General features: G+C 59.9%; 9 protein-coding genes. 6 read left to right on the forward strand and 3 right to left on the reverse strand.

Translation table 11 applies throughout. From position 1 onward, the window contains the following. Window positions 1–30 precede the first annotated feature (30 nt). Together NNA36_RS04115 and NNA36_RS04120 are read left to right on the forward strand one after the other, a co-directional pair. Entirely contained in the window at window positions 31–984 is a 954-nt protein-coding gene (locus NNA36_RS04115; RefSeq protein ID WP_255104463.1) for an NAD(P)-dependent oxidoreductase, read from the forward strand. Window positions 985–1,219: 235 nt separating this feature from the next. Then, window positions 1,220–7,858: a calcium-binding protein gene (locus NNA36_RS04120; protein ID WP_255104465.1), complete on the forward strand. Its 6,639-nt coding sequence runs from the start codon at window positions 1,220–1,222 to the stop codon at window positions 7,856–7,858. 1 nt (window position 7,859) lies between these two features. Here the strand turns inward: NNA36_RS04120 and NNA36_RS04125 are convergent, their stop codons facing one another. From NNA36_RS04125 to NNA36_RS04135, 3 genes are all read right to left on the reverse strand, one after another. Next, window positions 7,860–10,277, reverse strand: coding sequence for an FAD-dependent oxidoreductase (locus tag NNA36_RS04125; protein ID WP_255104467.1), 2,418 nt, complete (start codon window positions 10,275–10,277; stop codon window positions 7,860–7,862). Further along, the gene (locus tag NNA36_RS04130) at window positions 10,274–11,776 is read right to left on the reverse strand and encodes a trimethylamine methyltransferase family protein (protein ID WP_255104469.1); all 1,503 of its coding nucleotides are present in this window, start codon (window positions 11,774–11,776) and stop codon (window positions 10,274–10,276) included. Before NNA36_RS04130 ends, NNA36_RS04125 begins: the two co-directional genes overlap by 4 nt. Before the next feature lie 81 nt (window positions 11,777–11,857). Then, window positions 11,858–12,817 (reverse strand): GlxA family transcriptional regulator, encoded by a 960-nt coding sequence (locus tag NNA36_RS04135; RefSeq protein ID WP_255104471.1) that lies wholly within the window; start codon window positions 12,815–12,817, stop codon window positions 11,858–11,860. A gap of 224 nt (window positions 12,818–13,041) precedes the next feature. On the opposite strand from NNA36_RS04135, the gene NNA36_RS04140 reads away from it, so the two are divergent. From NNA36_RS04140 to NNA36_RS04155, 4 genes are all read left to right on the forward strand, one after another. Then, window positions 13,042–14,442 (forward strand): Glu/Leu/Phe/Val dehydrogenase, encoded by a 1,401-nt coding sequence (locus tag NNA36_RS04140; protein WP_255104473.1) that lies wholly within the window; start codon window positions 13,042–13,044, stop codon window positions 14,440–14,442. Between the two features lie 11 nt (window positions 14,443–14,453). Beyond that, window positions 14,454–15,371, forward strand: coding sequence for a LysR family transcriptional regulator (locus tag NNA36_RS04145; RefSeq protein ID WP_255104475.1), 918 nt, complete (start codon window positions 14,454–14,456; stop codon window positions 15,369–15,371). Between the two features lie 1,148 nt (window positions 15,372–16,519). Beyond that, the gene (locus NNA36_RS04150) at window positions 16,520–18,727 is read left to right on the forward strand and encodes a class I SAM-dependent DNA methyltransferase (RefSeq protein ID WP_255104478.1); all 2,208 of its coding nucleotides are present in this window, start codon (window positions 16,520–16,522) and stop codon (window positions 18,725–18,727) included. Beyond that, window positions 18,724–19,977, forward strand: coding sequence for a restriction endonuclease subunit S (locus NNA36_RS04155; RefSeq protein ID WP_255104480.1), 1,254 nt, complete (start codon window positions 18,724–18,726; stop codon window positions 19,975–19,977). The genes NNA36_RS04150 and NNA36_RS04155 overlap by 4 nt, the downstream gene beginning before the upstream one ends.

Consider the following 19,977-nt stretch of genomic DNA (forward strand, 5'->3'; position numbering starts at 1 on the left):
CGCGCCGGCCATTGCGGGAGGGATGCGCGCATGAAGATTGGATTTATCGGGCTTGGGAACGTGGGCGGCAAGCTGAGTGGTAGCCTTCTGCGCAACGGGATCGACCTGACGGTGCATGATCTGAATGCCGATCTGGTGGCGGCCTTCGTGGCAAAAGGTGCCACCGCAGGAGACAGCCCGGCGCAGATGATGCGCGACTGCGATGCGGTGATTACCTGCCTGCCGTCGCCCGCTGCGTCGGACGCGGTAATGCAGGAGATGTTGCCGGAGGTGCGTGAGGGCAAGATCTGGATGGAGATGTCGACCACCGACGAGGCCGAGGCCAAACGGTTGGGGGCAATGGTGATCGAACGCGGGGGGGCGGCCGTTGATTGCCCTGTGTCTGGTGGGTGCCATCGGGCGGACACCGGCAACATCGCGATTTTCGCGGGCTGTGATCGGGCGACGTTCGAACGCATCCTGCCGCTGTTGACTACGATGGGGCGGCGGATTCTGCACACTGGTGAATTGGGGTCGGCCTCGGTGTTGAAGGTGCTGACCAACTATCTGGCGACGGTGCATCTGGTGGCGAATGCCGAGGCGCTGGTGACGGCTGCGGCGGCGGGGATGGACCTGAACACCACATACGAGGCGATCAAGATTTCCTCGGGCAATTCGTTCTCGCATGTGACCGAAAGCCAGGTGATCCTGAACGGGAGCCGCGACATTTCCTTTACGATGGACCTTGTGAAAAAGGATGTGGGGCTTTTTCAGGAGATTGCGGAACGGGCCAATGTGCCGTTGGAGATCAGCCCGATGATGGTGAAGATTTTCGAGGATGGTATTGCGCGCTATGGCGAGCGGGAATTGTCACCGAACATCATTCGCCGTCTCGAGGACGCCACGGGTCTTGATATCCGCGCGCCGGGCTTTCCGCCGGAGATGGTGGATGATGAGCCGGAAGAGCCGGGATACGAGGTCATTCCGCAGGGCAAGGGTGTGTAGGCGTACTCAATCAGAAGCGTTTTCGAGGGGCAGGGTTTTGTGCAACAACCCTGCCTTTTGTTTTGACCTTGGTGATTCCAGGCGGCGCGACATGGCTTGAAACGTTTGACACGAAGCTGTTTCAGCCCTTATTTTTAAGGGACTTCGCACCTTTTACACAACGCGCCCTCTTTTGTTTGGTACGGGATTTCGCCCGTTATTGTTTTGTATCGCGTTTCATCAAGGAACAGATTTCATGCTCGATTCCAGTGCCGGCAAGCTTCCCCTTTTTCCCCGAAAATCCTCGCCTTTGACCCTGTCCGAATTGCGAGCTGAGTGGCTGGCCTATCCCGATATCCTGCGCGAGAAAATCCTGCCGGTTCTGGTGTCCGTCATGGGGTCTTATGCCGGGGATGAGGTTGGATTTCCCGATTTGGACCAAGCAGTTGCATCGGCGTTGGATGAGGCGGGTGTGGTCGGGGCCGAGGTCGCGTCGGTGCTGGGGGAAGACGGGTTCGAACTGCGTGTTTCGGGGATCGAGAGCGCCGAGGACGGCGCGGCGCTTGAGCTGACCCTGACTGTCGGAGAAAGCGGCGTCCGGATCGAGGTGCTTGGCGGGTCGGAGCCGGTTGTTCTGGATTTTCCGAAGTTCACGGTTGCGGGTTTGGATGGGCAGGGTGGTTCGCGGTCCGGCGAGGCGGGTGATTCCCCCGAATTGAGTGATGCCGGGGCCGGTGAGGGGGAAAGCATGGCCTCGGGTGCGGGGGAGGTGGCCCATTCCAGCCCCCCGACGATCACCGCGGCGCAGTTGCAATCGCTTGCTGACGGGATCGAAGCGGCACTCGACACCCTGCACGCACGGGTTGTTGCAGAGGTTCTGGCGGAGACCCTGCCGCTGATCGGGAATGGGTTGCTGGCGGCGGAACAGGGTGGGGAAGCCGCGTTGCAGATGGTCGAGGCCCTGGGCACGGCGCTGAGTGACGCGCTGGATATTCTTGCGGCGGGCGGGAGCCATGGCGCGGATGCGGTCGAGACGGCGCTGAATGCGGCTTTGGCGGGTGCGGGGTTTACCGGCACCACGCTGTCGGTGACGGTTCAGGGCGGTGCGGTGCATGTCGCGGTGCAGACACAAGGCGCCGGCAGCTATTTGCAGGGTCTTGCGGGTGATCTGGGGACGGCCGGCCTTGGGGCGGTCGGAGGCGGGTCGGGGACCCTGTCGACGGTGTTCGATTTCGATCTGGATTTCGCGACTGGCGGGTCGGGGTTCTTTCTGGATACCTCTGCGGCCAATGACATTTCGATCGATCTTGATCTGACCAATGCGACGTTCGACCCCTCGCTGACGCTTGCGGGACAGGGGTTTGACGCGCTGGATGCGGGAACGGGGTTGAGCGGGTCCATCTCGCTTGATCTGCAGGGGGCGGGCAACAGCCTGACCCTTGGCCAGTTGGGCAGTGCGACGCTGGATGCGGAACTGGACGGGACGGCATCGCTTCAGGTGGGGTTGACGGCGCAAAGCCAGGGTGACATGACGCCGCCGATTGGGGCCGAGTTGAACGTGGACTGGTCTTTCACCGATGCGACGATCAACGTGTCGGACACCAACACGACGTTCGGGGATCGACCCGATGTGTCGTTCGAGACCGTGACGATGGACCTTGGCGGGTTCATGGAGGATTTCGCGGGGCCATTGATCGAGCAACTTGACAAGCTGCTTGAGCCGCTGCGACCGATCCTGAACGTCCTGGATGCCTCGATCAAGCTGCTTGAGAACTTTCCGGGGCTGAGCGGTGTCTTTGACAAGACGGGCGATGGGCGGGTGACGCTGATCGACGTGATGAAGTTCGTGTTCCCGAACCTGGACACCGGCCCGTTCGAGACGGTTGTCGAACTGGCCAAGGATGTCGCGGACTGGGCGGATTTTCTGGACAGCACGGGGTTCTCGCAGGGTGATCTGATCCTTGGGGATGTCGATCTGGGAACGGCGGATATCCGGCTTCCCGGCTTTGATCTTGCCACCGTCACCGCGCAGTTCGGGGGGCTGGCGGATAACCTTCAGACCGTGCTGAACGGTCTGGGCGGCAGCGGCTGGGACGCGACGGATGGGGGCAGTGGCGACACCGGCGCGGATATCCTGGATTCGATGATCAACGACGGCATCTTTGGTTTGCCTATCCTGACGGACCCGTCGCAGTGGATGAACCTTTTGCTGGGGGCGCCCGCCGATCTGGTGTCGATCGACTTGCCCGAGATTTCGATTGGGCCAAAGAATTACAAGAACCTGTTTTCGGTACCCGTTTTCCCCGGTGTGTTCCTTGATATCGACGGGTTTGCCAATGCCACGATCAACCTTGATTTCGGGTTTGATACGCGGGGGCTTCTTGATCCGGCGCTTGATGCGCTGGACGGGCTTTACATCGTGGATGATCCGAACGAGGCCGAAATTGTTCTGAATTCGGGTGTGCAGGTTGGTTTGGAGCTGAACGCCTTTGTCGCCTCGATCGGGGGCGGTGGCAATGTTCAGGGCGTCATCAACCTTGATCTGGATGACAATCTGGGCAGTACGGCGGGCAAGCTTTATTACGACGAGTTCATCGCGGCGCTGACCACCAACCCGTTCTCGATGTTCGATGCCTCGGGGTCGATCACCGCCGGGTTCTCGGCCTGGGTGGATACCATTCTTGGCGAAATCTGGCGCTGGGATAGTCCGCGTGTCACCCTGGGGAACTTTGGTTTTGACAGCCCCGGCATTGATTTGGACCTGGCCAAGATGTCGGGCGGCACCATGACGTTGCACACCGGTGGGCGCGCGGGGGATCGCAACCTTCTTGTACCGAATTTCGATATTGCCGAGGCGATCACGGTGGATCAGTCGGTCGAGACCGGCAAGGTTGACCTGAGCATTAACGGCTACACCGAGCGCTACAACAACGTGAGCCATATCAAGGGCAACGGGCAGCTGCTGCGCGACAGCATTTCGGTGGCCACCAACCTCGCGATTTCGGTCGATTTCTCGGGGGGCGACGGCGATGACGTGCTGAGTGGTGCGATGTTGGGCGACACGCTCAAGGGCGGTGCGGACAACGACGGGCTTTTCGGCAATGGCGGCGATGACTCGCTGCGCGGTGGTCTTGGCAACGATCTCCTGGACGGGGGAGAAGGAGCGGACACGCTGGAAGGGGGCGATGGTATCGACTGGGTCAGCTATGTGGCCAGCGATGCAGGGGTCGACATCAATTTTGGTGCGTCCATACAGTTCGGCGGCCATGCGCTTGGCGATGTTCTTTCGGGTTTTGAGAACCTTGATGGATCGGCCCATGACGACACGGTCGAGGGATCGCAGGGCGATGGCAACATCTTTGGCCGCAGTGGCAACGACAGCCTTGTCGGGGGCTCGCATCTTCAGATTCTGTTCGGCAACGACGGTGATGACACCCTGGAAAGCAACGCAGGCGGCGATACGCTTGTTGGGGGCGAGGGGGACGACACCTATATCGTTCGCGCCACGAACATACGGGTCAACGAAAACGAAAATGGCGAAATCGCCGAGGGTAGCGACAGCGGCTATGATTGGCTCAAGGCCTATGTTTCGGTCGACCTGCGGGGCATGGACGATTTCATCGAGCGGATCACGTTGTTCAACTCGGCGACCACGGCCTTTGCCAACGGCATGGACAACCTGATCAACGGCAATGCGCAGGACAATGGTCTTTACGGCTACGGCGGTGCCGACACGATCTATGCCAACAATGGCAATGACACGGTCTACGGCCATGGTGGTGGTGATCTCGTGACCGGAGGCAAGGGAGATGACGAGTTGCGCGGCGGCGGCGGGAATGACTCGTTGTTTGGCAACTTTGGCGATGACAAACTTTACGGGGATGACGGTGACGACGTCCTGACCGGCGGTTTCGGGAGCGACACGCTGTATGCGGGATCTGGTGCGGACGATCTGTGGGGCGGTGCAGAGAACGACTACTACAAGGTTGATGTTCTTGACGTCGTGCATGAGTTCAACGGCGGCGGGATCGATTTTGTCTGGGCGGATGACGATCACGCTTTGACCGCTGGCCAGGAGATCGAAGTGCTTTCGATCTATTCGTGGCAGAACCTTTTGGTTGCAATCACGCTGGCGGGAGTGACGCAGAATTACGACGGGCTGGCGGCGGCCATTCAGGCCGGGGTTCAGCTTGGGGCGGTCAAGGAAGGCAGCCTGTTGACGGCGGACCTGACGGGGAACGAATACAACCAGATCCTGATCGCCGAGATGTCGAATATCGACCAGTTCTTCGAGAATACGCTGGAGGGTATGGCGGGGGCCGACACGATTGTCGGGGACGGCCGTCATGACGTTGCCAGCTATCTGCAATCGGACGCGGCGGTGCAGATTGACCTGTCGTTCAATCGCCAGAACGGCGGCCATGCGCAGGGGGATTTCCTGCATGGCATCCACCATGTTCAGGGGTCGGCCTTTGATGACACGATCCTTGGCGAAAGCACGCTTGCGGGGGCGACTGTCGAGGATGCCAACGACATTCACGGGCGGGAAGGCAATGACCTGATCAACGGGTTCGGGGGCAATGACACCCTGCGCGGGGGATCGGGGGATGACACGGTTCTGGGCGGGTTCGGTGACAACAAGCTCTTTGGCGGTCTGGGCAAGGACAGCCTTGAAGGGGAAAGCGGTGCTGACACGCTGGATGGCGGGCAGGACGTCGATACGCTGATCGGTGGTCTTGGGGACGACCGGTATATCGTGACCACGGGCGATGTGATTGTGGATGCCGATGGTGATGACACGGTCGAGGCCACCGAGGATTTCTATCTCGGGATCGGTGACGAGATCGAACACCTCGAAGCCACGTCGGGCAGCGATGATCTTTTGCTTTATGGCAATGCCTTTGCGCAGGTGATCGACGGCAATGACGGCGACAACACCATTCACGGCGGCGCCGGGGCGGACACGATTGATGGCGGCGACGGGACGGACCGGGCGTCGTATCTTTTGTCCAACGGAGCGGTTCAGGTGAACCTGAACATTGCCGTACAAAGCGGCGGCCACGCGGCGGGAGATGTGCTGAGCGGGATCGAGAACCTTCGGGGGTCGATCTTTGGCGATACGCTGATCGGGCTGACGGGGCCAAATCCGAACGGCAGCAATGACAATGTGCATTTCGGCGAGGCGGGGCATGACTGGATCGAGGATGTCTTTGGCCAGAACACGCTGCATGGCGAGGGCGGCAATGACACGCTTGTCGGCAGCGGATCGTTGCCGTTGCTTGGAGGTAACGGAAGCCTCCTTTTAGGCGGGGCCGGAAACGACAGTCTGGACGGCGGGCATTCGACCGCGACCGGTGGCGATACGCTGGCAGGGGGGATGGGAGACGATACTTATCGCGTGACCTCGGCCGGGGACGTTGTGGACGAGAACTGGAATGGCGACATTGCAGCGGGGGCTGATGGTGGGCATGACACGTTGATTTCGGACGTGGCGAGTTGGGATATGGACACCACCGGTCAGGCGGAGATCGAAGACGCGGTGATCGAAGGCGGTGTTGATCTCAAGGCCAACGATCTTGCCAACCATGTGACGGGGAATGCCTCGGACAACGACATCACGGGCCGCGCCGGGGATGATACGCTGCTGGGTCTGGGCGGTGATGACACGCTGCGAGGGGGCAACGGGAACGACCATCTGGATGGTGGTTCGGGTGACGACCAGATGATTGGCTGGGCCGGGGACGACCTGTTTGTTGTCGACAGTTCGGGCGACAGTGTGGTTGAGACTGATGGCAACGGCGACGATACCGTGCAGTCTTCGATCACCTATACGCTGGGGGATTTCCTCGAGAACCTGGAGCTGACCGGCGGCGGTGATGTCAAGGGCTTTGGCAATGCGCTGGACAACCGGATCGAGGGCAACAGCGGCGACAATATCCTGCGCAGCTATGCCGGCAATGACACGCTGTTGGGCGGGTCGGGGATCGACACGATCTATGGCGGCACCGGCGATGATGATCTGACGGGTGGCCTTGGCGGGGGCGACAGCCTGTTCGGCCAGGGCGGCGATGACATCCTGCGCATCGTGCAGAGCGAGGGATCGGATCATCTTGACGGGGGTGCCGGAACGGACCTTGGGGATTTCTCGGGGATCACGACGTTCACGGCGCTGATGGATCTTGAGAACGGGTTTTACCAGTGGTCCGGCATCGGCCCGCAGTACACCCTTGTCAATATCGAGAACATCGAGGGCGGCGCGGCGTCGGATACGGTGGAAGGGTCTGTGGATGCGAACTGGATCGACGGCAATGACGGGGATGACGACCTGAAGGGCAACGACGGTTTTGATACGCTGTTGGGGGGGCTCGGGAATGACACCCTGACCGGCGGGCTTGGCTCGGACTCGCTTGAGGGCGGTGATGGGGCGGACGACCTGACCGGCAATTCCGGCAATGACGCGATGATTGGCGGGCGCGGGAACGACAGCCTTCGTGGTGGCAACGGTGCGGATACGCTCAAGGGTGGCAATGGGGTGGATACCCTGAAGGGCGGGGGCGGTCACGACACGGTGTTCGGTTCCGGCGGCAAGGACCAGATCGAAGGCGGAAACGGAAATGACACGCTTGAGGGCGGGCTGGGCGATGACGTTTTTGTCTTCGGTGATGGCTTTGGTCAGGACGAGGTGATCGATTTCGACGCGGTTGATGGCGAGAAGATCGACCTGTCCGGCGTTACCAATATCGTGGATTTCAACGATCTCGTCGGGGCGCATCTTGTTGACGTCGGGGGGACTGCGCAGATCGTTGATGGTGCGGATACCATCCTGCTTGTGGGTGTCAGTTTTGCCGATGTCGGCGTTGGCAAAGACTATTCCGACGCCGACTTCATCTTCTGATCTAGCCCAGAAGCCTTGTGTTTTGCGGATCGTAGACCGGGTCGGCCACGACGGTTGCGCGGTAGGTTTGCAGGAGGATCTGGACCTCGAGTTGATCGCCTGTGCGGGCCTGATCGGCGTCGATCCATGCAACGGCAAGCATCTTGCCGCTGCGCCAGCCCATGCCGCCAGAGGTGACATAGCCGATGAGCCTGCCGTTGTTCAGGATCGGTTCGGTTCCCCAGCAGGGCGGAGCCTCGGGGTCGATCTCAAGCGTGACGAAACGCTTGGTGGGTGGCGTGTCGCGCTGGGCGTCGACCACCGCGCGCCCGATGTAGGGTTTGGTGGTCGAGCAGAACCGTTCGAGACCGGCGGCATGGGGCGTGACTTCGGTGGTCATTTCCGCGCCCCAGCTGCGGTAGCCTTTTTCCAGCCGCAGCATGCCCATAGCGCGTCCTCCCATCAGGGTAAGGCCGTGGGCGCGGCCCTCGGACATGAGGGCATCGAAGAGGGCTTTCTGGTTGAGCATGGGGCAGTGGAGTTCCCAGCCGAGTTCACCCGAATAGGAGACCCGCAGCGCCTTGCAGCGGATGCGGCCGATTTCGACCTGTTTCGAGGTCATGAAGGGGAAGTCGTCAAATGCGCCTTCCGAGAGGGCGTTCAGAAGGGCGCGGCTGTTGGGGCCTGCGATGCCGATGGCGGCGAACTGGTCCGTGACGTTTTTGATGCGGACGTCAAAGCCGGATGCGTGGCTTTCCATCCAGCGTTGGTAGAGGGCGACGCCAAGGGTGGCGCCGACGAGGTAGAAGCTGCCGTCGCCGCTGTTTTCGATGGTGACGTCTCCGACGATGCCGCCGCGATCGTTCAGCAGTAGCGACAGGGCCATCCTGCCCGATTTGGCGGGTACCTTGGCCGAGCCGATATGATCGAGGAAGGCATGGGCGTCCGGGCCGCTGATGCGGAATTTGCCATAGGAGGACATTTCCGAAAGGCCGCATCCGTTGGCCATTGCGCGGGCTTCGTTGCCGACGTGGTCCCACCAGTTGGGGCGCTGAAAGCTTGGGATGTCTTTCGGGGCGGTGCCGTCGGGGGCGTACCAGAGGGGGCGTTCCCAGCCGTAGGCCTGCCCCATGACGGCACCGTGGGAGAGGAGATCGTTGTAGATCGGGGTGGTTTTCAGCGGGCGTCCGGTTTCGCGTTCGATGCCGGGGTAGATGAGTTCGTAGCGGATGGGTAGGATTTCGTGGGTGCGCTCGCGGGCGAATTCGCGGGTGGTCCAGTCGCCAAAGCGGGCGACGTCGATGAAATGCAGGTCGAGCTCGCTTTCGCCTTCGAGAATCCACTGGCTCATGGCGAGGCCGATGCCGCCGCCCTGTGCGATGCCGCCCAGGAAGCCACATGCGACGAAGAAATTCGGCACGCCGGGCATCGGGCCGATCATCGGGCGGCCGTCGGGGGCGAAGCTGATCGCGCCATTGACGCCGCGCTTGATGCCTGCGGTTTCGAGGTCGGGGACACGGTGGAAGATGGCCCCCAGACCGTCGGCAAGGCGGTCCCAGTCGTCTTCGAAGAGTTCCTGGCCAAAGGACCACGGGGCGCGTCCGCCTCTTTTGTCCCAGGCGGTGCGGCAGTCCTGTTCCCACGGGCCAAGCAACAGGCCCTGACCTTCCTGACGCAGGTAGTACTGGCTGTCGCAATCGCGGATCATGGGGAGTTCGTAGCCGAGGGCGGCGACCGACGGCATGGTTTCGGTCACGAGGTATTGGTGTTCCATGTTGGTGATGGGCAGGCGGGTGCCGACCATTTCCGCGACCTCGTTGGCCCAGAACCCCGCACAGTTGACGAGGATTTCGCATTCGAAGACTTCGTCGCCTGCGGTGAGACGCCAGTGGCCTGAAGGCAGGCGGGTGATGCTGTCGACTTGGGCGTTGCGGCGAATGGTGCCGCCGTATTTGCGCGCACCTGCCGCCAGGCCCATGGTGACGGAGTAGGGATCGACGTAGCCCTCTTCGGGGTCCCATGCGCCGCCTTCGAGGTCGGCGACGTTGAGGAGCGGGTACTTGGCCTTGATCTCCTCCGGCGTGACCAGTTCGTATTCCAGCCCGAGACCGCGGAACTTGCCGGCCAGATGTTTGAACTCTTCCATGCGTTCCTTGGTTTGGGCCAGGAAGAAGCCGCCGACCACGTGGCTGCCCACTTCCTGACCCACCTCCTCGGCCAGACCGTCATAAAGGCGCAGGGAGTACGCCTGAAGCGCCGAGAGATTGGCATATGCCGATTGGGTGTGAACGTTTCCGGCGGCGTGCCACGTGGCCCCTGCGGTGAGTTCGCGACGCTCGAGCAGAAGGGCATTTTGTTCGCCTGCCTTGGCGAGGTGATAGAGGGTGGAGACCCCGACGATGCCGCCGCCGATGATGATGATACGGGCGTGAGTGGTCATGAGAGGTCTTCCTTGCGTTTGGCCAGGTAGCTGTCGAGTTCTTCGCGGATGGCCGGGTCGATGGGGGGCGTTTGATAGGTGTCGAGAAGGTGTCGGGCTATGTCGCCCGCGCGTTCGGTTGCGGTTTTGCTGCCGGCTTCGACCCAGGCGTCGAAGGGGCGCCAGTCACTGAGCATGGGTTCCCAGAAGGCGGTTTCATAGCGATCGAGGGTCATCTGGTCGGCGAAGAAGTGACCGCCGGGGCCGACGCGGGCGATGGCCTCGACGCCGAGGGCCTCTGGGCCAAGGTCCATCGGGGTGTGGAACGCCTGCATCATGCGCAGCATTTCGGCGTCGATGATCGCCTTTTCGAAACTGAAGGTCAGGCCGGATTCCAGCCAGCCGATGCCATGCGCCATGACGTTGCAATGACCCATATGGGTGGCCCAGAGGGTGTTCATGCTTTCATAGGCGGATTGGGCGTCGGGCGCGTTGGCGCTGTTCACGTTCGAGGATTTGTAGGGCACGCCATAGCGGCGGGCGAGTTGGCCGCCGGCGATGGCCGCCTGCGCATATTCCGGCGTACCGAGGGCGACCGAGCCCGAGCGCATGTGAACGTTCGAGGTGAAGGCGCCGTAGATCACGGGGGCGCCCGGTTTCACGAGTTGGGTGAGGGTCATTCCGGCAAGGCATTCGGCGTTTTGTTCCACCAGGGCACCGGCCATCGTGATGGGGGCCATCGCGCCGGCCATTGTGAAGGCGGAAATGACAACCGGCTGTCCGCGTGAGGACATGGCGATCAGCCCGTCGCACATGGGGCCGTCGATCTTGAGCGGCGAGTTGGTGTTGCAGTTCAGCAGGAGGCTGGGTTCCTGCGCGAACTGATCGTGGGAAATACCGCGGGCGATGCGGGCGACTTCCAGCGCGTCGGTCATGTCGGACATGGCATAGGCGCGCCAGACCTTGTCTGTCTGGGTGGCAAGGGCGTGGTAGGCATCAAGGTGGCGGGTGGGCACAGGGAGATCCTGTGGTTCCACCGGGTAGCCGTAGAAAAAGTGCATCTGGTCGAGCGACTGGCACAGGCGAATGGCCTCGGTGAAGGTTTTCAGGCTGCCCGGTTGGCGGGGCAGGTTCGGGCCGCTGACATAGGGCGGGGTGGTGGCGTTGCAGTAGGCAAGCCAGTTGCCCCCGATCGGAACGTTGCGCGAGGGGTTGCGGGCATGGAGTGTCCATTGTGCCGGACAGGTGGCGATCGTTGTCTCGATCAACTCGGGCGCGAGCCGCACGCGTTCGCTGATGTCGTCGACCTCGGCACCTGCGTTGCGAAAGAGGGTGCGGGCGGCGGGCGACATGATCTCGATGCCGGTTTCCTGAAGCACGCGGAGCGAGGCGTGGTGAATGGCCTCGACCTGATCGGCAGAGAGGATTTCGACGGGCGCGATGTGGGACTGCACCGGGCCGAAGTGCGCTGCCTGTGGCTGGATGCTCTTTGCCTGTCGTCTTTGACCACGTCGTGCCATCGCGTTTCTCCCCTGTATCCCATGAGGTTAGGAGGGGAGATTGCCGGGCGAGGGCGCTTTCTCGACATCAGGGGGAGGGGATCACGACACCGGGGGCTGGTTGGCTTTGCGGTCGTCAGAGGGCAGGAGGCCAAAGACCTTGCGGTAGGATTTGGAGAACTGGCGCGGCTGGTAGCCGTAGTCCAGGGCGATGTCGATCAAGGGGCGGCGGCCAGCGAGCACCTCTTGTCGAGCTTCGCCCAGCCGGAGTTCGGCATAGACGATGGCCGGTGTCTTGCCGAATTCCGCGTTGAACAATCGTTCCAGCTGGCGTTGGGAAATGTCGAGGCGGCGGGCGATCTCGAGTATGGAAAGGGCATCGAAGGTGTTGGCTTCCATCAGGCGGATCGCGGCGAAGACGGTCTTGTTGGCGGTGGCATAGCGCATCTGTTCGGGCAGGCTTTGCGACAGGCGACCGTCGCGGACACCGTCGATCATCAGTCGCGAGGCGATCTCTTCGACAAGTTCGGTGCGCCCGCTGCGGGACAGGAAATCGAGCATCAGGTCCGAGGCCGCGCCACCGCCCGAGCAGGTGGGATGGCGGGCGTTTCCAATGAACAGGCGGGTGGAAATCTCGACCTCGGGGTGATGCTCCTTGAGGTAGGTGATGTCCTCCCAGTGGGCGGCGACGCGGGCGCCATCGGCAAGGCCCGCCTGTGCGAGGCGTACGACGCCCGACGAGATGGCCCAGATCGGATGGCCCTGCCTGTTCCAGAGGCGCAGTTTCGCGATCAGATCGGGATTGGTGGTACGGTCGGCACCGGCCCCGGACACGATGACAACAATGGCGTGGCGCGGCAGATCGGTGATCGGGCAATCGGGCAGAACTGAAATCCCGTTCGAGGCGGCGACAGGGGCGTCGTCAAGCGAGGCGACCTGATAGGCGAAGTCGTCAGCCCCCAGTTTGCGCGCGACGCGCAGCACTTCGATGGCAGAGGAAAAGGCCTGCATCGTGAAGCCTGTTTCAATGACGAAAACAAAATGTGTTCTGTCTGACGCCATTTCGGGGCCTCCTTCTGTGTCTCGCGAAAGACATGCGTCGCATGACCGTGATGCGAAAAGGCCAAGCAGGCAAGGGTGTTGTGAAACCATAAGCCGCTTGGGCGTGCCCGTGGCCATACGAACCTGCATGGGCCATGCAATAGTTGCATTGGACTTTGAAAGGAGGTTGGCGTTTCCGTTGCGGCATTGCCCCGGGCCTTGGGGCAGAGACAATTGGAAAGACCATGAGCCAGCAAGAGTTCCTGACCAGCGTTCAGCACTTCATCGAAACCGCCGTAACCCATGTCGACCTGCCCGAGGGGCTGGCCGAGCGGATTGCCCAATGCAACTCGACCTATTCCGTGCGCTTTGGCGTCAAGCTGCGCGGCCGTATTCACAGCTTTCAGGGCTGGCGGTCGGTGCACAGCGAACACATCGAGCCGGTGAAGGGCGGTATCCGTTATGCGCCGGATGCCAATCACGACGAAGTGGAGGCGCTGGCCTCGCTGATGAGCCTGAAGTGCGCGCTGGTGAATGTGCCGTTCGGGGGATCGAAAGGTGCGCTGGCGGTGGACCCGAACGCCTGGACCGAGGATGAGTTGGAGAAGATCACCCGCCGCTTCACGCAGGAGTTGGCGCGGCGTGACCTGATCCATCCGGGGCGCAACGTGCCGGCCCCCGACATGGGCACCGGCGAGCGCGAGATGGCGTGGATGGCGGATGAGTACCGCCGTATCGGATCGTCGGATGCGTTGAACCAGAACGCCTGTGTCACCGGCAAGCCGGTGGCACGGGGCGGCATCGAGGGGCGGGTCGAGGCCACGGGGCGGGGGCTACAATATGCGTTGCGCGCCTATCTTACCCATGGCGACACGCTTCCTGTTGCGGGGCAAAAAACGCCAGAGGGGCTGACGGTTGTTGTGCAGGGGTTTGGCAACGTTGGGTATCACGCGGCCAAGTTCCTTGCGGAAGATGGCTGCAAGATCGTGGGCATTGTCGAGCATGACTGCGCGATCTTCAACGAAGGCGGGCTGGATGTTGAGGCGGTCGCCGCGCATCGGGCCGAGACCGGATCGGTTGCCGATTTCGCCGGAGCGAAGACGGTTCCGAGTGCGGAAGGGCTGACCTATATGGCGGCGGATGTGTTGATCCCGGCGGCCAAGGAGAACGCGATTACCCGGGAGAACTGCGAGCAGGTGAACTATAGCCTGATCGTGGAGGCGGCCAACGGGCCGGTGACGGCAGAGGCCGAAGATTGCCTGAACAGGCGCGGCATCGTTGTGCTTCCGGATCTCTATGTGAACGCCGGTGGTGTGGTCGTGAGCTATTTCGAGTGGGTGAAGAACATCACGCACCTGCCGTTCGGCCTGATGGATCGTCGTCAGAACCTGAGTTCGGGGAATGCGCTTGTGTCGGCGCTGGAAGAGATTGCGGGCCGTCCCCTGCAAGAGACCCAGCGTGCCAAGATCGCCAAGGAAACCCGTGAGATTGATCTGGTGCGGTCTGGGCTGGAAGAGATCATGGTGCGGGCGTTTGACGACATCATGGACCGCAAGATGGCGCTGGACGGGGTCACTTTACGAACAGCGGCTTACGCGGTAACCATTGCCCGCATCGCCGAATACTATCGGGCGATCGGCTTGTAAGGACTGAAGACATGGACGTTCGGTGGCTCGAGGACTTTCTGGCTCTCGTGGAACTCAGGAACTTCACCCGGGCCGCTGAATTCCGCAATGTCTCGCAGGCTGCGTTTTCCCGGCGTATCCAATCGCTTGAACAGTGGTTGGGCACGCCCCTTGTGGTCAAGGGGGCGTCGCCGGTGCGCCTGACCGAGGCCGGGGAACAGTTTCGCGACAGCGCACGGATTGCCGTGGACCGGTTGTTCGAGGCGCGGGCCTCGATCCGGACCAGCCAGTTCGAGGTCATGTCGCAGGTGCGTATCGCGATGCCCAACGTTCTGGCGCGGTCGGAATTCAAGCGGTTGCTGGATATTCTGGAGCGCAAGCACAATAGTTCGTTTTCGGTGATCGTGGGGACAACGAACGACGTGGTTGGACGGTATCTGGCGGGGGATGCGGATATCCTGTTTGCCCATGACTGCAAGGCCATCCCGACCCATGACAGCCTTGGGCAGCATGAACGCATCGTGATCCGGCGGGACAGGTTCCAGCCCTATGCCACGCGCAATGCGGCCAAACGCGAGGCGTTCGGATTTCCCGGTACGGCGCGTCAGCCGTTTCCGATGGTGGCCTATTCGCAGAAAGCCTATTTCGCGCGGCTGTTCGAACATGTGCTGGAACGGGCGCGGGCGCCATTGCCGCACAAGATCACGGTTCAGTGCGACATGTCGGATGTGCTCAAGGAAGTGATCGCAGCCGGGTACGGGATTGGCTGGCTGCCGCAAAGCGCGGTGGAAGACGGCAACCCGCCGCAGATCACGCCAATCGGCGGTGTGGAATGGGGGCTGGACGTGGACATCTGTGCCTTCCGCCCAAAAAGCCCGCTTGGCCCCAGCATCGAGGCGATCTGGAGCGCGTTGCGCAAGCGCGATCTGGCAGGGAAAGTGGCCGGATAGGCACGATCAGATCAGGGTGGTCATCTTGTAGCCCGGCGCAAAGCCCCTTCGGAATTACGATCTGACAGCGCATCGCAGGTTCAGCGCAAAGGAGACCCGTTATTGGACCAAAGAGAGCGAGTTTCAATAGGACCAATTCGCTAGTGGGGTTTCCTGGGAGTAGCGATATTGCGAAAGCGAAACCGGCCGGATGATCCGCTCGTATCACTTCGACGCTTCTTTAGTTCGGTTATGGAGCAAGGCACTGGCCCTGAGTTAAGCAACACCTCGGTTCAAAGCCAAGACATGGCTTTTTGTGGGGCCCTACAGGCCACAAAGTGGTAGGCTCACGGAACGGTACTTCCACAAGCCCGAACCAGCGTGATTAGACGACGCGTTTTTGGGTGCTTTGTTCCAAGCCAAAGACATGCTGGTCTCAGGGCAGAGTAAACCCCACAAAATGCGCCAAGAACGGGATGTCATAGCGTGTTGTTAGAAGGGAAAATGGGCAACCTAAACCAAAAGGATTGCGTGGAGGCGAGTACCGGACTCGCCACCATTTTTCTAAGCCATTGGAAGGCCTGAATAATCGAGTGCGAGGTTGAGGTTTGTGTCGCACTTCGTGTCACACCAATGCCTCAGGTCGGCGTGATTTGTCAACTTTTGCTTGAAGTCGTTGCCTCTTGGAATGGGCGATGCAGGGCTGTTGCTGGCTGCTGCCGGACCACTCTATATGTGGTTTGATCGGCAACTTATTTCCTCTCTCACGGAGGGTTAAGGAGCAGGTACAAGATGTTGTGGCTGCGTTTCGTGTCGATGGGGGGTATGGGGGAAGCTGGCGCGTCGTGAAGAATAGATATGTCCACAAAAAAATGTGTCGAAAATTCTGTGGCAACGTTGGTTCGAAGAGCGCTTAGTTCACCGCCGGTGTTCATTATCTATCAGGCCAAGCGGTCTACGAAGGTGTCGAAGAACGCTGAGATCTTTTCGATCATTCAACCTTCCAAACTGTTAGGATCTCGTAAGCAGTGGAGTGAGTTTTCAATGCATCGGGCGCCACAACTAAAAAGTGAAGTGACTTTCTTGTTTGTCCGTAATTCGAGTGGTAACCGTACGGGAAAACTCATAAATTGTCAGCAACAAGTGTCTAGCAGCTAGGGGCAAATCCTTTGAATCAGAACCACGATAAGCTTGTCGGGCTAATTTGGAGCATCGCCAACAAACTCCGCGGCCCTTACCGCCCACCACAGTATCGTCGTGTCATGCTGCCCATGACCGTGCTTCGCCGCATGGATCTGGTTCTCGCTCCCAATAAAGACAAAGTGCTCGCCCAGTACGAAAAGCTGCAGGCCCAGGGCCACAGTGAAGACGCGATCCACAAGATCCTAGGCAAGACCGCAACTGATGACCGGGAGCAACCTCTCTACAACGTCAGCAAGTATGACTTCGAAAAGCTGCTCGGAGATCCAAACAACATCGCACGCAATCTGGTCACATACATCGAAGGCTTCTCCCCCAAGGCCAAAGACATCTTCTCAAAGTTCGGCTTTGACGCCGAGATCGAGAAGCTCGACAACGCCAACCGTCTGTTCATGGTGATCCAAGAGTTCGCCAAGCCAGAAGTTGACCTGCACCCCGACCACGTCAGCAACTTGCAGATGGGCTACGTCTTCGAAGAGCTGGTCCGCAAGTTCAACGAACAAGCCAACGAAGAAGCTGGGGATCACTTCACCCCGCGCGAGGTCATCCGTCTGATGGCCCACCTCATGTATACTCAGGATGAAGACGTCTACACACCCGGCATCGCGCGCACGATCTATGACCCGACCTGCGGGACCGGCGGCATGCTCTCAGTGTCTGAGGAATACATCCGCGAACAAAACCCCCAAGCCAACCTCATCCTCTATGGCCAGGAATACAACGCCGAGTCCTACGCGATTTGTTGTTCTGACCTGCTCATCAAGGATGAGCCGATCGACAATATCCGCTTCGGTGACACGTTGGGCGACGGAAAGACCGAAGACGGCCACCCGGACAAGAAATTCCACTACATGATGGCCAACCCACCCTTTGGCGTGGAATGGAAAACTCAGCAATCCATCGTTCAGAAAGAGGCCGATGCGCTCGGCTTCTCGGGCCGCTTTGGCGCGGGTACGCCGCGCATCAATGACGGTGCGCTTCTGTTCCTTCAAACCATGATCAGCAAGATGCGACCCAGCCCCGAGATCGGCGGTGATGGCTCCAAAATAGCCATTGTCTTCAATGGCTCACCCCTCTTCACTGGCGATGCCGGTTCAGGCGAAAGCAACATCCGCCGTTGGATCATTGAAAACGACTGGCTCGACGCGATCATCGCGCTGCCGGATCAGATGTTCTATAACACCGGGATTTTCACCTACATCTGGATTGTCTCGAACCGCAAACGCCCCGAGCGCCGCGGCAAGGTGCAGCTGATCGACGGCACCAAGCATTTCCTGAAGATGCGTAAGAGCCTGGGTAACAAGCGTAATGAGCTCGGCGATGGCGAGGACGGGAAGCCAGACCATATCGGCGATATCACGCGCCTCTATGCCGGCTTCAAACACGATGACACCTCGAGCGTCATAATCGACGGCGAGACCAAAGAGCGGATCTGTTCCAAGATCTTCGACAACCGCGACTTCGGCTATCTCAAAATCACGGTCGAACGCCCGCTCAAACTGAACTTCCAGGCCAACGCGGAACGCATCGCTCGGCTTGCGGGCGAAAATGCTTTTGTCAAACTGGCACAGAGCAAAAAGCGCAAGGACAGCGCCGCCATCGCGGCGGAGGAAGAGGCAGGCAAAGCACTACAGGCCCAGATCATTGCTGTGCTGGAAGGCATGCCCGATACGCTAGTCAAGAACCGTGCAGACTTCATCAAAACGCTGAACGCCGCGTTCAAAACCGCAGGCATCAAACTCGAAGCGCCGATCCGCAAGGCGATCCTCAGCGCGCTGTCGGAACGGGATGAGACCGCCGACACCTGCACCGACGCCAAAGGCAATCCTGAGCCGGATACTGAGCTGCGCGATACCGAACTGGTGCCGCTGCCCAAGGATATCGAACTGCCCATGCTGAACGTTCCTGAGGTCGAAGACGATGAGCCTCAGCCACTGACTGACGGCGATTTGCCTGATCTCGTGAAAAGTCATGTAGAGACCTATCTCGCTGCCGAGGTGCATCCGCATGTGCCCGACGCCTGGGTCGAACACAAGAAGACCAAAATGGGCTACGAAATCCCGCTGAACCGGCATTTCTACGTCTACAAGCCGCCGCGCAAGCTGGAGAAGATCGAAAAAGATATCGAGGATATCACCCGCGACATCATGGAAATGCTTAAGGGGATCACCGCATGAGCTACGCCCCTTATCCGGCATACAAGGACAGTGGCGTCCCTTGGCTTGGGCACGTGCCTGAAGAGTGGATGGTTGCACCGCTGAGGAGGTTTCTTCGTGTGCAGAGCGGCGACATCATTTCAAAAGACAAGGAAACGGATGAAGGGGTTCCTATCTACGGAGGGAACGGCATTCGAGGCTACACGGATGAACCAAACACTCAAGGGCCGCTGATCCTCATTGGTCGCGTCGGAGCCCACTGTGGGAACGTGCATATTGCTCAAGGTCCACTATGGGCATCTGAACATGCATTTCGGGTGTACAAAAATCAGCCTTTTGAAATTGAGTTTTTTGCGTACCTGATCGAGAGCTTGAATCTCAATCAGTTTGCCATCCGGACAGCACAGCCGCTTTTGAACTCCTCAATTGTTGCTGAGCAAGTTGTGTCTGTGCCGTCCATCGAAGAACAAACCGCCATTGCGGATTTCTTGGATAAGAAGACGGCCGAGATTGATGATCTGATCGCCAAGAAGGAAGAGCTTCTGCGCCTTCTGGCCGAACAACGCACAGCGCTGATCACTCACGCCGTCACCAAAGGCCTCAATCCTAACGCCCCCATGAAACCCAGCGGCATCGACTGGCTCGGTGACGTGCCAGAGGGGTGGGAAGTTAAGCCGCTTAAGTTCCTTGGGCGTTTTCAGAACGGCATCAGTATTGGCGGCGACAGCTTCGGATCCGGCTTTCCGTTCGTCAGCTATGGCGACGTATACAAGAACCTCAGCTTGCCCGAGACCGGCAGCGGATTGGTCGAATCAACAGCGAAGGACCGTGTTCTTTACTCAGTTGAACACGGCGATATCTTCTTTACGCGCACATCTGAAACGATTGAAGAAATCGCGATCTCCTCGGTCTGCGAGACAACTATACCTGACGCCGTCTTTGCCGGTTTTCTCATCCGATGTCGCCCCTATCCAAAGCGATTGGACGTTGGATTTTCCAAATACTATTTCAGAAACAGCAGGCTGCGCGACTATTTCGTCAAGGAGATGAATCTGGTGACGCGTGCATCACTGGGCCAGACGTTGCTGGGCAATCTGATGGTCGCCTTGCCACCCCTTGATGAACAAGAGCATATTTCTGTGTTTTTGGATGAGAAACTTGAGGACCTCGCAAAGGTTGAAGCTGACACCCGCACTTCGATCCGACTACTGAATGAATACAGAACCTCAATCATCACCAGCGCAGTGACCGGTAAGATCAAGGTTGCGTAG

It is taken from the genome of Shimia sp. CNT1-13L.2 (genome assembly GCF_024331145.1).
Lineage (GTDB): Bacteria > Pseudomonadota > Alphaproteobacteria > Rhodobacterales > Rhodobacteraceae > Shimia.